The following is a 14,516-nucleotide window of genomic DNA, read 5'->3' on the forward strand; positions in this document are numbered from 1 at the left end:
GAAATATGAGTCAGGACCAGAAAGCCACCGAAATGGGCACGAAGGGGGTCGGCCGCCTCCTTCTTGAGTATTCCATACCCGCCATTCTGGGCATGGTGATTGTGGCCCTCAATCAGATCATTTCCAGCATCTATATCGGCCACGGTGTGGGACATCTGGCGCTTGCCGCCATGGCGGTCACGTTTCCGCTGGTCAACCTGCTCATGGCCTTTTGTCTGCTGGTGGCCGTGGGCTGCGCAGCGCTGTGTTCCATCGAGCTCGGCAGGAAGGATATGGAAAAGGCCCGCAGCATGCTGGGGCATTCCGTGCTGCTGGAAATCATCTTCGGCCTGTTCTTCGGCGTCGTGTTCTGGATTTTTCTCGATCCGCTGCTCATGTTCTTCGGAGCCAGCGGCGAAACGTTGCGCTACGCGCACGAGTTCATGATGCCCCTCGTGCTGCTCTCGCCCCTGAGCTTTCTCATGCTGGGCTTCAACTTCCTCGCCCGCGCCACGGGCTATCCCAAAACGGCCATGATGACGGCGCTGCTCTCTTCCGTGGGCATCGTGGCCTTTTCGCCCATCTTCATCTACTGGTGGGGTTGGGGCATGTACGGCGCGGCCTGGGCCCAGATCGCCGGTCAGACCATGTCCGTCATATGGCTGGTGGCGCATTTTGCGCGCAAAAGTTCGCTCATCCATTTTCAGAAGGACATCTGGAAGCTGAGCTGGACGGCCTTTCGCAGAATTCTGGCCATCGGCATGGCGCCCTTCCTCATCAACTTCTGCGCCTGCATCGTGGTGGTCATCATCAACCGCGCCCTGAAGGAATACGGCGGCGATCTCGCCATCGGCGCGTTCGGCATTCTGAACCGTCTGCTCATGCTCTTTGCCATGAGCGTCATCGGTCTCGGTCAGGGCATGCAGCCCATCATCGGCTTCAACTTCGGGGCCAAAAAGCCCGAACGCGTGCGCCTCGCCCTCAAGTACGGCATGCTGAGCGCCACGGCCATCACGCTGGTGGGCATGCTCGGTTCGTGGTTCTTCCCCGAATTTCTGGTGCGCATCTTTACCGATCACGGCCCCCTCGTGGAAGTTTCGACCACGGCTCTGCGCATCACCGGCGGCCTGTTCATCTTCGTGGGCCCGCAGATCATCATCGGCACCTATTTTCAGTCCATCGGTCAGGCCAAAATCGCCAGCGTGGTGTCGCTGTGCCGTCAGATGATATGCCTGGTGCCCGCGCTGCTCGTCTTGCCCCTGTTCTTCGGGCTGACCGGCGTGTGGCTGAGCATTCCGCTGGCGGACTTCATCGGCTGCATGGTGGCCGCCTACTTCCTCTATCTTTCGATGCGCGCCGAGGACAATCCCTGCATGCAGGGAGATCCTGAATGCAAGCCGCCGTCGAAGTTCTTCAAGCCCAAGGAACTGTAGTTTGCGCATTGCAGGGGCGGCGTCTCTCGATGGCGACCCCTGCAGCGGGCGTTCGGCATCGCGAACAACGATGAACAAAGGCCGATCGGCGTGATTCTCTTTCGGGAGTGCGTCGGTCGGCCTTTTGTCGCTCTGTGTTTTTGGGCTTCGGCAGGGCGGCGAGAGCCTGCGCGAGGGGCTGCCGTTGCCGGTCTGATGTTTAGGCTCATTGAAGGAGCGCCGGAGACGGAACGCGCCTGCGCGCAGGTCTTTTTTTTTGTCGGCTGATTTTCGCTTTGTGCAGGGAGCGAGGGCGACCGCGGGCGGTCATTCTGCCGCGTCCTGCCGGGCCGTCGCACCGTGTTTTGCCGTACTGCGCCTTTGCACCGCTCTTAGCCGAAGGAGAAAAGCTCCGATCCGTGGGGATACGGGGCGAAAAGGCATGTTTTGTCGCTCTGCGGCTGGCGATCAGCGGAACGCGGTCAAAAGATTCCGGGCCGCCTTTTCGGGATCCGGCGCGGAGCACAGTTCCGAAACCACGGCCAGACTGTGCGCTCCCGCGGCCACGACCTCGGAGGCGTTGCGGGCGTGAATGCCGCCGATGGCCACCAGTCTGAGCGGGGAGTGTTCCCGCGCCCAGCGCAGGCCGTCCAGGCCCCATGGCGTGTGGGTGTCGGTTTTGGTGGGCGTGGCGAAAATGGGGCTGAGCCCCACGTAGTCGATGTCGAGCCTTTCGGCGGCGAGCAGCTCTTCCCGCGTTTCCACGGAGAGGCCGACGATGGCGTCCGGCCCCATGAGGCGGCGCGCGTCTTCCGGCGGCAGATCGCTCTGTCCTACGTGCAGTCCGGCGGCTCCGCAGGCGAGCGCGATGTCGGCCCTGTCGTTGATGATGAGCGGAATGCCGAGCGGCTGAATGCGCGAAGCAAGGGCGCGGGCCAGTTCCAGAAATTCGCGGGACGTGGCGTGCTTTTCTCTGAGCTGCACCGCGCCTGCGCCTCCGCGCACGGCGGCAAGCACCACCTCGTCCAGCGGTCGGCCGAGGCACAGGTCCCGGTCCGTGACGAGATAGACGCGGTAGTCGGTATGCGTTCTCCAGTTCATCAGTGACCTCGATGTTCCGGCGGCGGGCCCCCGGATGTCAGGTGAAAAGATTGTCCGCGCATTGCGGAAATATCCGCGGGCAGAAGGCGGCGTATTCTTGCCTGCCCCTGCGCCTGAACGCAGGCTGGAAGGGCAGCGCCGGGCAGCGTGCATCGTGCCGGAAGCGCAAGGGGCGCGGGGCGGTAACTTCGCAGACGCCCCGCGGTCACGCTCAGCGCGCGGAGCTCTCGAGTCTGTGGACTCTCGATGCGGCGTCTTCGGGATCCAGAAGATAGAGCTCGTCCAGAAAGGCGGGCAGAAAGCTGCCGGGGCCCTTGGCGCGCGCTCCGGCCTTTTCTCCGGCGGAAGCCATCACGGCCATGGCCGCGGCGGCCGCGATGAGGCGGTCCTTGCACACGGCGGCGTAGGCTCCGGTGACGGCGGAAGCGGAACAGCCCATGCCCGTGACCAGCGGCATGAGCGGCGAGCCGCCTTCCACGACAAGATCGGCGCTGCCGTCGGTAATGAGGTCGCGCGAGCCGCTCACGCTCACCACGCAGCCGAAGCGGCGGGCCAGCTCATGGGCGGCGTCCAGCGCTTCGTCGCTGCTGTTGCGGCTGTCCACGCCCTTGGTGGCCACCTTGTCGGCCGAGCGTATTTCCGCGGCAAGCGCCATGATTTCAGAAGCGTTGCCGCGCAGAATGTCCGGGCGCACCAGATCGAGCAGGCGCAGCGCGGAACGGGTGCGCAGGCCGGAGGCTCCGGCTCCCACCGGATCCAGCACCACGGGCTTTCCCTTTTTCTTCATGAGCGTGCCGGCAAGCTCCATGCTGTCCAGCCAGGAAGGATCGAGCGTGCCGATGTTGAGCACAAGGGCGGAATCAATGTTGGTGAGATCGTCCATTTCCTCGGCCGCATGCGCCATGAGGGGCGAGGCGTGCGCGGCGAGCAGGGCGTTGGCCGACACCTGCATGACCACGAAGTTCGTGATGCTGTGGACCAGAGGCACGTTTTCGTACACGGCGCGGATGGCGTCCGTAATCTGCTGTTTCATGAGAACTCCCGTAAAGAAGTGTTCAGGCCGAGAACGCCCGCCCGGAGCAGGCGTTCCAGCACGATGTTGAGAGGCAGGCCCACCACCGTGGACCAGGATCCTTCTATGGCGCTGACCAGAAAGGCGCCGCCGTCCTGAATGCCGTAGGAACCGGCCTTGTCCAGCGGATCGCCGCTGTCGGCGTAGGCTTCCAGCACGGGAAGCGGCCAGGGCGCAAAGGTGACCTTCGTCATGTCGTCGAAGCACTCCACGTGATTGTCCATGGCGAGGCAGCAGGAAGTGACCACTTCGTGCGTGCGGCCGGAAAGGCGCGAGAGCATGGCGACGGCGTCGTTCCTGTCGCGGGGCTTGCCGAGAATGGAGGCTCCTTCCTCATCGCGGAGAATGACGATGGTGTCGGCGGAGAGCACGGCGGGGCGGTCGGTGCGGCCGGAAAGTTCGCTGAGCACGAAGCGGGACTTCGCTTCCGCGCAGCGGGCCGCGTAGGCTCGCGGATCTTCGCCCGGTTTGGGACGCGGTTCGGGACAGGCGGCGGGATGAACGTCGAAGCTGAGGCCCACGCCTTCCAGAAAGGCGCGGCGCCTGGGCGAGCCGGAAGCGAGAACAAGGGGGCGGAGCATGGTGAAGGCGCTGGTCATGAAAAATCCGTAACGTTGAAGGGAGCGCGCGGCAGCGGCGCGGCGGATGCAAAAAACAAGACTGCGTCCGCGCAAAAGGCGCGTCGGTCGCCGGAAAAACGGAACGCAGACATGGGGTTCAGGGCAGAGTTTTAACGCCTCCCGCATAAAAAGCAATCCCGGAAGGGGGCGACGGCGCTCTTGGCTACGGAACATTAATAGTATATGATACCCGCGTTCCTTGCGACTGCGATGGTCCTGGAACGGGAAAATACAAGTTTCACGAGGAAATCAGATGAGCGAAGCTTTCGAAAGACTGAAGGAAAGGGAAAAGGCCTTTATGTGCCGGACGTACTCGCGTTATCCGCTGGGCATAGTCCGAGGCAAGGGCTCCCGCCTCTGGGACGTGGACGGCAAGGAATACGTCGACCTGCTGGCCGGCATTGCCGTCATCGGCCTCGGCCACTGCAACGAGGAAATAGCGGAGGTCATGGAAAGGCAGTCGCGAAAGCTGGTGCATGTGAGCAACCTCTTTTATCAGGAAGAACAGCTCAACTACGCGGAAAAGCTGCTTTCCACCAGCCATGCGGGCAAGGTGTTCTTCTGCAACTCCGGCGCGGAAAGCAATGAAGCGGCCATCAAGATCGCCAGACGCTATCAGCGCGTGGTGAAGGGGCGCGAGGCGTGGGAGGTCATTACCCTGACCAACTGCTTCCACGGCCGCACGCTGGCCACGCTGGCGGCCACGGGCAAGCACACCGAAGGCTTCGAGCCGGAAACGCCCGGCTTCGGCCGCGTGCAGTGGGGCGATCTGGACGCCCTGGAAAAGGCCATCAAGCCCACTACGGCGGCCGTGCTCTTTGAAGCCATTCAGGGCGAGGGCGGCATCATTCCCGTGACGCAGGAATATGCCGACGGCGTCGTCGACATCTGCCGCCGTCACGGCGTGCTCGTCATGTGCGACGAAGTGCAGGCCGGCATGGGCCGCAGCGGCAAGTGGTGGGGCTTCCAGAACTTCAATCTCAAGCCCGACGTGTTCACGAGCGCCAAGTCCATGGCCAACGGTCTGCCTCTCGGCGCCATGATGGCCACCGACGAAGTGGCGCAGGGCTTCGACTACGGCAGCCACGCCACCACCTTCGGCGGCGGCGCGCTGGTGACGGCCGTGGGCCTCAAGGTGCTGGAAATCATGGAGCGCGATCACCTTGTGGAACGCGCGGCTACGCTTGGCGAGCGCGCCCGCGCCCGTTTCCGTGAACTCGGCGAAAGACTGCCCGGCGTGATCCGCGACGTGCGCGGCCTCGGTCTGCTCATCGGCGTGGAACTGAACATGTCCGACGAAAAGGCGAAAAAGGTGTGGCTGGAACTCATGAACCGCGGGTTCATCCTCAATCTTACCTACGGTCCCACGCTGCGTCTGCTGCCTCCGCTGACCATTGACGAAGCCGATCTCGACGCCTTTACCGAAACGCTCGAAGCGGTGCTCCGCCAGATGGCGTGATGTTCATGCCCGGCCTTCGGGCCGGGCTTTTTTGAAGGAGTTTGCTTTTCATGGATCGCATCCTGAGACATGCCCGGGTGTATCGACCTTCCGGATTCGAGAAGGGCGACATCCTCATTCGGAACGGCAGAATAGAGCGCATTGCGCCGCAGATTCCTCCCATGGAGGGCGTGACGGAATCCGATATGAGCGGGTGTTGCATTGTTCCCGGCCTTGTAGATGTTCATGTGCATCTGCGCGAGCCGGGTTTTTCATGCAAGGAAACCATACGCACGGGCACTCTGGCGGCCGCGCACGGGGGCTTCACCACGGTGTGCGCCATGCCCAATCTGAACCCCGTGCCCGACACGCTTGAGCATCTGGAAACGCAGCTTGAGATCATCCGGCGCGACGCCGTGATTCATGTGCTGCCCTACGGGGCCATCACCATGGCGGAGGAAGGCCGCGAGCTTTCCGACATGGCGGCCATGGCTCCCTTTGTGGCGGGCTTTTCCGACGACGGCCGCGGCGTGCAGGATAAAGGCATGATGCGCGAGGCCATGCAGGAAGCAAAGAGGCTCGGCAAGATCATCGCCGCGCACTGCGAGGTGAACAAGCTTCTTACGGGCGGCTGGATTCACGACGGCGAATACGCGAGAGCGCACGGACACCGGGGCATCAGCTCGGAGAGCGAGTGGGCGGAAGTGGCCCGCGACGCGGAGCTTGCAAAGGAAACGGGAGCCGCCTTTCACGCCTGCCACATTTCCACGAAGGAAAGCGTGGACATCATACGCCGCGCCCGGGCCGAAGGCGTGGACGCAACCTGCGAGACGGGCCCGCACTATCTCGTGCTCTGCGACAAGGATCTGCAGGAGGACGGCCGCTTCAAGATGAATCCGCCCCTGCGCGGCGAAGAAGACAGGGATGCGCTCATTGCGGGCATTCTCGACGGCACCGTGAGCATGATAGCCACGGATCACGCACCGCACGAAGCCGAAGCCAAGAGCCGGGGCCTGGAGCGCAGCGCCATGGGCGTGGTCGGCCTCGAAACGTCCTTTGCGGTCATGCATACCTACTTTGTGAAGCGCGGCGTGCTTTCGCTCGAAAAGCTGGTGGAACTCATGTCCGTGAATCCCGCGAAGCGTTTCGGCATCGGCTCGTTTCTGGAAGAAGGGCAGAGGGCGGATCTTGCCGTGTTCGATCTCTCCCGCGAATGGGTCGTGAATCCGGAGGAATTTTTGAGCAGGGGACGCGCCACGCCCTTTGCCGGACACACGCTCTACGGCCGCTGCGTGCTCACGCTCGTGAACGGCGAGGAAGCCTGGAACGAAAAGGCCTAGCGCGGGCGGAACTCGCTTGTCGTTTCCGGCCTTGCGACCTCTGCGGCCTGCGCCGCGGGCCTTTTCTCCGCAAACAGAAAACTCGGAGCCAGCATGAAACAGGGAATATATACGATTGTCGAGCATACGCCGCTCACGAAGGACGTGTACCGCATGGTGCTTTCCGGCGACACGTCGGCCATGACCATGCCGGGGCAGTTCGTGGAAATCAGTCTGCCGGGCTTTTTCCTGCGCCGTCCCATTTCCGTCTGCGACTATGACGAAAAGAGCATCACCATCATTTACAAAGTGGTCGGCCAGGGCACGGACGCCATGGCGCGCATGAAGGAAGGCGAAACGCTTGACGTCATCGTCGGCCTCGGCCACGGTTTCGACGTGGAAAAAAGCGGCGATGCGCCGCTCCTCGTGGGCGGCGGCGTGGGCGTGCCCCCGCTGTTCCATCTGGCCAGGAAGCTTGTGGCCGCGGGGCGTTCCGTCACGGTCATTCTCGGCTTCAACAAGGCGGATGAAATCTTTTATGCCCGCGAGTTTGAAGCGCTCGGCGCGCGCGTTGTCGTCACCACCGTGGACGGCAGCGTGGGCGTGAAGGGCTTTGTGACCGACGCGCTTCCCGAACGCTACAGCCACGTGTACAGCTGCGGCCCCATGCCCATGCTGCGCGCGTTGTATCGGGCCACGCAGGGCGCAGGCGGCGAATTCAGTCTGGAAGAGCGCATGGGCTGCGGCTTCGGCGCGTGCATGGGGTGCAGCATCATGACCAGAGACGGCAGCAGACGCGTGTGCAAGGACGGACCCGTGTTCGACAAGGAGGTGCTCGAATGGCAGATCTGAAAGTAACGCTCAGCGGTCTGGAACTGGACAATCCGCTCATTCCGGCCAGCGGCACCTTCGGCTACGGATACGAGTTCGCCGAACTTTACGACATCAACATGCTCGGTTCCTTTTCCTTCAAGGGAACCACGCTGGAGCCGCGCTTCGGCAACCCCACGCCCCGCATCGCGGAAACGCCCGCCGGCATGATCAACGCCGTGGGCATGCAGAATCCCGGCATCGACAGGGTCATCAACGAGGAGCTTCCGCGACTCAAAAAGTGCTTCCACAAGAAGGTCATCGCCAACATCGGCGGCTTTTCCGTGGACGAATACGCCGAGTGCTGCGCCCGCATCGACGGCGAAGAGCAGGTGGGACTCATTGAAGTGAACGTGAGCTGCCCCAACGTACACAACGGCTGCATGAGCTTCGGCACCGATCCGCTCGGCATTTCCGCCGTGACGAAGGCCGTGAAGGCCGTGACCACCAAGCCCGTGTACGTGAAGCTCTCGCCCAACGTCACGGACATCGTGCCTCTGGCCGCAGCCGCCGCCGAAGCCGGAGCCGACGGCATAAGCCTCATCAACACGCTGCTCGGCATGCGCATCGACCTGCGCACGAGAAAGCCCGTCATCGCCAACAAGATGGGCGGTTTTTCCGGCAGCGCCATCCTGCCCGTGGCGCTGCGCATGGTGTATCAGGTGTACGAGGCCGTCAAGCTGCCCATCATCGGCATGGGCGGCATAAGCTCGGCGCGCGACGTGGTGGAAATGATGCTGGCGGGCGCCACGGCCGTGGAAATCGGCGCGGCCAATCTGGTTGATCCGTGGGCGTGCCCGAAAATCCTCGCCGAACTGCCTTCCGTCATGGCTCAGTACGGCATAACCTCCCTCAGGGACATCATCGGAGGAGCGCACTGATGCGTAATCTCAACAAGGACGTCATGGTGGCCTGCGACTTCAGCAGCAAGGCGGAAGTCATGGATTTTCTCGACCTCTTCACCGAGGAGAAGCCCTTCGTGAAGATCGGCATGGAACTCTACTATGCCGAAGGCCCCGACATCGTGCGCGCCGTCAAGGCCCGGGGACACAGAATTTTTCTCGACCTCAAGCTGCACGACATTCCGAACACCGTGCGCAAGGCCATGGCCGTGCTCTCCGCGCTCGACGTGGACATGTGCAATCTGCACGCCGCAGGCACCGTGCCCATGATGGAGGAGGCGCTCAAGGGCCTTACCCGCGCAGACGGCACGCGTCCTCTGCTCATCGCCGTCACGCAGCTCACCTCCACGAGCGAAGAGCGCATGCGCGAAGATCTGCTCATCGAGCGCCCCATGGAGGAAGTGGTCATGCACTACGCCTCCCGCGCCCGTGCGGCGGGCCTCGATGGCGTGGTCTGTTCTCCGCTGGAAGCGGGAAAGGTGCATGACGCGTGCGGCAGCGACTTTCTTACCGTGACCCCCGGCGTGCGCTTCGCCGACGGCGACAAGGGCGATCAGGTGCGCGTGACCACCCCCGCCCGCGCCCGCGAACTCGGGTCCGATTTCATCGTGGTGGGCCGCCCCATCACGCAGGCGGACGATCCCGTGGCGGCCTATCGCCGCTGCGTCAGGGAATTTCTCGGGTAGCTTGAAGCGGACGGCGCCTTCCGCCTCACAACGGACGCAGAGTTCGCCGTATTGCCGGACGGTTGTCCGGCAGGCATTGTGTTGCGCCGTTCCTTCACGCATGCCCTTTTTCAGCCTTCGCCCGGCAGGGCGCAGGGCTTACCTCATCTACAAGGAGCCATCCTCATGGAGTCTCGCGACAAGCTCATTGCCAAGGATCTTCTTTCCATCAAGGCGGTGTTTTTCCGTCCCGACGAACCCTTCATCTGGGCGAGCGGCATCAAGAGCCCCGTTTACTGCGACAACCGTCTTACCCTGACCGCTCCCGAAGTGCGCAACGACGTGGAAAGCGCCCTCGCCGCCGTGGTGCGCGAAGAATATCCCGAGTGTGAAGTGCTCATGGGAACCAGTACGGCGGGCATCGCCCACGCCGCCATTGTGGGACATATTCTTGGCATGCCCATGGGCTACGTGCGTTCGAGCGCCAAGGATCACGGCCGCGGCAATCAGATCGAGGGCCGTCTGGAACCCGGTCAGAAGGTCGTGGTCGTTGAAGACCTCATTTCCACCGCGGGCAGCGTGCTGGAAGTGGTCAAGGTGCTGCGCGAGGCCGGAGCCGACGTGCTCGGCGTGGCCAGCATCTTCACCTACGGCATGAAGAAGGGCCTTGATCGCCTTGCCGAAGCCGGCGTGAAGAACGTGAGCCTCACCAACTTCGACACCATCGCCGCCGTGGCCGCGGAGAGCGGCTACATCCGCAAGGAAGACGTGGCGCGTCTCATCGCCTTCCGCAACAATCCTTCCGACGAGAGCTGGATCGGAGCGTAACGGCATGAAAAGCGTTATCGACATCCGCGATCTTTCGACGCAGGACATTGAACAGCTTCTGGCCACGGCCCTGGACATCATCGCCGACCCCGAGAAGTATTCCCGGAAGTGCAGCGGCAAGAAGCTCGCCACGCTGTTCTTTGAACCTTCCACCCGCACGCGCCTCAGCTTCGAGGCCGCCATGTACGAACTCGGCGGACACGTGCTCGGCGTTTCCGAGGCGCAGAGCTCTTCCGCCTCCAAGGGCGAAAGCGTGGCCGACACCGTGCGCGTGGTGAGCTGCTACGCCGACATCATCGCCATGCGGCACCCCAAGGAAGGCGCACCGCTCGTGGCCGCCATGAACGCTTCCGTGCCCGTCATCAACGCGGGCGACGGCGGACACAACCACCCCACGCAGACGCTTGCCGACCTGCTCACCATCTGGCGCGAGAAGGGCAGGCTTGACAATCTCGTCATCGGCCTGTGCGGCGACCTCAAGTTCGGCCGCACCGTGCATTCGCTCATTGCTGCCATGTCGCGCTACAGCAACGTGAAGTTCGTGCTCATTTCTCCCGAAGAACTGCGTCTGCCCGGCTACATCCGCAAGGACGTCATGGAAAAGAACGGCATGCCCTTTGAGGAAACCACCGATCTTGTGGCCGCCATGCCCTCGCTGGACGTGCTGTACATGACCCGCGTGCAGAAGGAACGCTTCTTCAACGAAGCCGACTACGTGCGCCTGAAGGACAGCTATGTGCTTACTCCCGACAAGCTGAAGGGCGCAAAGAAAGACATGTGCATCATGCATCCCCTGCCCCGCGTGAACGAAATATCCGTGGCCGTGGACAAGGATCCGAGAGCCGCCTACTTCCGTCAGGTGCTGAACGGCAAGTACATGCGCATGGCGCTCATCATGAAACTTCTGGGGGTGAACTAGCATGGTCATCGACGCGATTTCCAACGGCATCGTTCTCGACCATATCAGGGCGGGCCTCAGCATGGAGCTGTACCGCATTCTCAATCTGGACAAGCTTCAGTGCTCCGTGGCCGTGCTCAAGAACGTCACCAGCAGAAAGATGGGCCGCAAGGACATCATCAAAATCGACGAGATCATCGATCTCAATTTCGACGTGCTCGGCTATGTGGATCCGGGCATCACCGTAAGCATCGTGCGCGACGGCAAGCTCGACCGCAAGTTCAGCGTGGAACTGCCGGAACGGGTGACCAACGTCATCCGCTGCAAGAATCCCCGCTGCATCACCTCGACCGAGCAGGAACTGCCGCACATCTTCAAGCTGACGGACAGGGAAAAGCGCGTGTATCGCTGCATCTACTGCGAAAGCAGGGCCAAGGGCGGCGACTAGCCGTTTCCTGCCGATGCCAGGCGGGCATCGGCAGGGCGACGCTTTGCCTGAACATCAACGCCGTGGAAGAGATTCCGCGGCGTTTTTTCATGCCTTTTCCGGAAGGCGCGGCGTCATCGTCGTGAAACGCGCCGGTGCAAGGCGAGCCGGACCGTTTCGGCAGAGCGCGGGCCCTGGGCGCGGCGTCTCGAACGTAGAAGATTGTCGGGCGCATCTGATGAAGCGCCGTGAGAGGCGTCCATGCGCGGGGGGGCGGGGGCGCAGTCGAGCGCCGAGTCCTTCCGGTGGGCGAGATTTCCCGCGCGCCGGTGCGCGCATGACCGAACCCTGTGCTTTGGGGATATTGCCGTTTGTCCGGGCGCGAAGGATCCGAGCGTCGGCAAGACAGGAGACAATTGTCGGAGCCGTGACCGGCGTTGTTTCGAGCCTTCGGGCCGCAGCGCTCCGACATCACGCGTTCACGAGTGTCTCGTTTGCGTTTCCGGAGGCAGATGCGTCCCGGCGCGCTGCCGGTGCTGAACGTCCAGTCATTGCAGGAGAAAATCGGAATGGCGAGTGTCCACTCAGAGCCGGGGGAGAGGAACGCGAGGGCGGACTCGAAGGGCATTGCTCTCCGTCGGAAGGAGGAAAAGCCCGTGAGCAGAACTTTCCGACCTGGTACAAAAAAATTTTGAAAAGAAAAATATTATTAGTAATAGTAACTATTGTTATAAAATTGTTATTTTTTTAACATGCCTCCCATGTCCGCACGAAGCAGCCCCGTCCTTTGTGCCGACATGCCGTCCCGGCGGGGAAAGGCGCGGCAAAAGCCGCGAGGAGGAACGAGATGAAGAGGATACTTCTGCCTCTGGCCGCGCTGTGCGCGGCGGCGCTGATGGCCATGCCGTCGGAAATGCAGGCAACCGCGGATCAGGGAAAAAAGCCCCTGGAGCAGGTGCCGTCCATGGAAAAGTTCCAGGAAGTGTCGGACATCGTGCTCGACAAGTGCATGGCCTGTCACAGCCGGAATTACGATCTGCCCTTCTATGCGAAGATTCCCGGCATCAGACAGATCATTGAGCAGGATTACCGCGACGGACTGCGCGCCATGGATCTGAATCAGGAGCTTGTGGGCGCGGCGAAGGACCGGCCCGTAGGGGAAGTGGCCGTGGCGAAGATGGAGTGGGTGGTGCTCAACAACACCATGCCTCCGGCCAAGTTCACCGTGGTGCATTGGGGCAGCAGACTGACGACAAGGACAGGGAAAACATTCTGCACTGGGTGAAAACGACCCGTGCCGCGTACTACGCCACCGGACCGGCTGCGGAAAAGCGGGCCAACGAGCCGTTGCAGCCTCTGCCCTCGCATCTCGCCGTGGACGTGAAGAAGGCGGCGCTCGGCGAAAAGCTGTTCAACGACAAGCGCCTTTCCGCCGACAGCACGCTGGCCTGTTCCGGCTGTCATCTGTACGAGAAGGCGGGCACGGACAATTCCCGCTTCTCGGAAGGCATACGCAAGCAGTTCGGCGACATCAACGCGCCCACCATGTTCAATGCGGTGTTCAACGTCCGTCAGTTCTGGGACGGCCGCGCCGCGGATCTTCAGGAGCAGGCGGGCGGGCCGCCGCTCAATCCCATTGAAATGGGCTGCTCCGGCTGGGAGGAGATTATTGCAAGACTTTCCGCCGATGAGGCGCTCACGGCCGAGGCTGGAACCATCTATGCCGACGGATGGACCGTGCAGAACATTACCGACGCCATTGCCGAGTATGAAAAGACGCTCATCACCCCGAACAGTCGTTTCGACAAGTGGCTGAGCGGCGACGATGCGGCCATTACGGCGGAGGAGGCGGAAGGGTATCGCCTGTTCAAGCAGTATCGCTGCGCAAGCTGCCATGTGGGGCGCAGCGTGGGCGGACAGTCCTTTGAGTACATGGATCTCAAGGCCGACTATTTTGCCGAGCGGGGCAATCCGCTGAACTCGGACAAGGGCCTCATGGGCTTTACCGGCAATCAGGACGATCTGCACCGCTTCAAGGTTCCGAACCTGCGCAACGTGGAGCTCACGCATCCCTACATGCACGACGGCACCGTGACCACGCTGGACGAAAGCGTTGCCGTGATGGGCCGGTATCTTTCGGGCATTCCCGTGTCCGACGGTGATCGTCGTCTCATTGTGGCCTTCCTGCGCACGCTGACCGGAGAATTTCAGGGCAAGACGCTGACCGGAACGCCTGTGGAACGCTGAGAGGTAGGCGCATTCGTTGAGCGCCGCTTGTGACCAGTCATGAATCTGCGGGCGCACAGGAAGCGAAAACACGCCTGTGCGCCCGCACTGATGACGCGCCGTGGAGTGCTTCCGCGGCGCTTTTTCTCGGCGGAGCGGAGCGGGCGTTGTGGTCTGGTCGGTAGAGTCGTCATAAGGGAGAGGGCGCGGCAGAAGAAACGCAGGCCTGGATGAATGCAAGGTTTTGCCGTCGTTCGCGGCGCGACGCCGAAGCCTCGGCACACGTTTGCCGATTTGCGGAGCTTCGCGCGTCAGCGCCGGTTCATGAAGTTGTCGTAGGCTCTGGCGTCAAGGGCGTAGATCATGGTTTCCCTGCCGGAGAGGAGCAGGTAGAACGTTGAGTGGTCTTTGCTGATGAAAACGTCTTCTATCCCGGCAAAGTACGGGCCCTGGTAGGGAAGATGTTCTTTCAGAAAACATGCTCTGATTTCCCGGTGCAGAGATTCTTTTTCCCCGGAAAAGAACATCATGTATTCCAGAAGTTTTCCTTCAAAAAAGGAGTACAGTACGGAGCAGGGATGTCCGTGTATGCTTTCTTTTGTGCTCAGAACATACACGGGCACGGAAAAGAGCAGACTTTTGCTTGTTTCGCCGAAAAAGGAAGAGGGGGCGTGCTGCTCGAGAACAAAGGAGACGGACGCACCCCAGGAAGGAGCAGGCATATTCTTCGCATGAGCGGGGGAGGCGAAGCACAGAACA

15 protein-coding genes are annotated in these 14,516 nt (G+C 62.0%); 11 read left to right on the forward strand and 4 right to left on the reverse strand.

The genetic code is table 11. The annotated features are described in order from the left end of the window. The first annotated feature begins 5 nt into the window (after positions 1-5). Positions 6-1,412 carry an MATE family efflux transporter gene (locus ABGT79_RS10680; protein ID WP_346666157.1) on the forward strand — a complete coding sequence of 469 codons (1,407 nt, stop codon included), beginning with the start codon at positions 6-8 and terminating at the stop codon, positions 1,410-1,412. A 447-nt stretch (positions 1,413-1,859) separates the two neighbouring features. Here ABGT79_RS10680 and thiE read toward each other — a convergent pair whose 3' ends face one another. From thiE to ABGT79_RS10695, 3 genes are all read right to left on the reverse strand, one after another. Then, on the reverse strand, positions 1,860-2,492 hold the full coding sequence (gene thiE, locus ABGT79_RS10685; RefSeq protein ID WP_346666158.1) for a thiamine phosphate synthase: 633 nt from the start codon (positions 2,490-2,492) through the stop codon (positions 1,860-1,862). 211 nt (positions 2,493-2,703) lie between these two features. Further along, on the reverse strand, positions 2,704-3,525 hold the full coding sequence (thiM, locus tag ABGT79_RS10690; RefSeq protein ID WP_346666159.1) for a hydroxyethylthiazole kinase: 822 nt from the start codon (positions 3,523-3,525) through the stop codon (positions 2,704-2,706). After that, positions 3,522-4,163 (reverse strand): Maf family nucleotide pyrophosphatase, encoded by a 642-nt coding sequence (locus ABGT79_RS10695; protein WP_346666160.1) that lies wholly within the window; start codon positions 4,161-4,163, stop codon positions 3,522-3,524. The genes thiM and ABGT79_RS10695 overlap by 4 nt, the downstream gene beginning before the upstream one ends. A 274-nt stretch (positions 4,164-4,437) precedes the next feature. On the opposite strand from ABGT79_RS10695, the gene ABGT79_RS10700 reads away from it, so the two are divergent. The 10 genes from ABGT79_RS10700 to ABGT79_RS10745 all read left to right on the forward strand — a co-directional run bounded on the left by ABGT79_RS10700 (position 4,438) and on the right by ABGT79_RS10745 (position 13,778). Beyond that, positions 4,438-5,643: an aspartate aminotransferase family protein gene (locus ABGT79_RS10700; protein WP_346666161.1), complete on the forward strand. Its 1,206-nt coding sequence runs from the start codon at positions 4,438-4,440 to the stop codon at positions 5,641-5,643. Between the two features lie 50 nt (positions 5,644-5,693). After that, positions 5,694-6,962: a dihydroorotase gene (locus ABGT79_RS10705; protein WP_346666162.1), complete on the forward strand. Its 1,269-nt coding sequence runs from the start codon at positions 5,694-5,696 to the stop codon at positions 6,960-6,962. A gap of 93 nt (positions 6,963-7,055) precedes the next feature. Beyond that, complete coding sequence (locus ABGT79_RS10710; protein WP_346666163.1) at positions 7,056-7,793, forward strand: dihydroorotate dehydrogenase electron transfer subunit; 738 nt, start codon at positions 7,056-7,058, stop codon at positions 7,791-7,793. Then, on the forward strand, positions 7,781-8,692 hold the full coding sequence (locus ABGT79_RS10715) for a dihydroorotate dehydrogenase (RefSeq protein ID WP_294484776.1): 912 nt from the start codon (positions 7,781-7,783) through the stop codon (positions 8,690-8,692). The genes ABGT79_RS10710 and ABGT79_RS10715 overlap by 13 nt, the downstream gene beginning before the upstream one ends. After that, a complete protein-coding gene (gene pyrF / locus ABGT79_RS10720) occupies positions 8,692-9,399 on the forward strand; it encodes an orotidine-5'-phosphate decarboxylase (RefSeq protein WP_346666164.1) in 708 nt (235 codons plus the stop codon). The genes ABGT79_RS10715 and pyrF overlap by 1 nt, the downstream gene beginning before the upstream one ends. A gap of 165 nt (positions 9,400-9,564) precedes the next feature. Then, positions 9,565-10,206, forward strand: coding sequence for an orotate phosphoribosyltransferase (gene pyrE, locus ABGT79_RS10725; RefSeq protein ID WP_346666165.1), 642 nt, complete (start codon positions 9,565-9,567; stop codon positions 10,204-10,206). Between the two features lie 4 nt (positions 10,207-10,210). Further along, complete coding sequence (pyrB, locus tag ABGT79_RS10730) at positions 10,211-11,125, forward strand: aspartate carbamoyltransferase (RefSeq protein WP_346666166.1); 915 nt, start codon at positions 10,211-10,213, stop codon at positions 11,123-11,125. Position 11,126: 1 nt separating this feature from the next. Beyond that, positions 11,127-11,552: an aspartate carbamoyltransferase regulatory subunit gene (locus ABGT79_RS10735; protein ID WP_294484769.1), complete on the forward strand. Its 426-nt coding sequence runs from the start codon at positions 11,127-11,129 to the stop codon at positions 11,550-11,552. 826 nt (positions 11,553-12,378) lie between these two features. Continuing rightward, positions 12,379-12,816: a heme-binding domain-containing protein gene (locus ABGT79_RS10740; RefSeq protein WP_346666167.1), complete on the forward strand. Its 438-nt coding sequence runs from the start codon at positions 12,379-12,381 to the stop codon at positions 12,814-12,816. After that, positions 12,765-13,778 carry a cytochrome-c peroxidase gene (locus ABGT79_RS10745; protein ID WP_346666168.1) on the forward strand — a complete coding sequence of 338 codons (1,014 nt, stop codon included), beginning with the start codon at positions 12,765-12,767 and terminating at the stop codon, positions 13,776-13,778. The genes ABGT79_RS10740 and ABGT79_RS10745 overlap by 52 nt, the downstream gene beginning before the upstream one ends. A gap of 290 nt (positions 13,779-14,068) precedes the next feature. Here the strand turns inward: ABGT79_RS10745 and ABGT79_RS10750 are convergent, their stop codons facing one another. Continuing rightward, positions 14,069-14,479 (reverse strand): hypothetical protein, encoded by a 411-nt coding sequence (locus ABGT79_RS10750; protein ID WP_346666169.1) that lies wholly within the window; start codon positions 14,477-14,479, stop codon positions 14,069-14,071. Positions 14,480-14,516: the final 37 nt, after the last annotated feature.

The organism is uncultured Mailhella sp., from assembly GCF_963931295.1.
GTDB lineage: Bacteria > Desulfobacterota > Desulfovibrionia > Desulfovibrionales > Desulfovibrionaceae > Mailhella.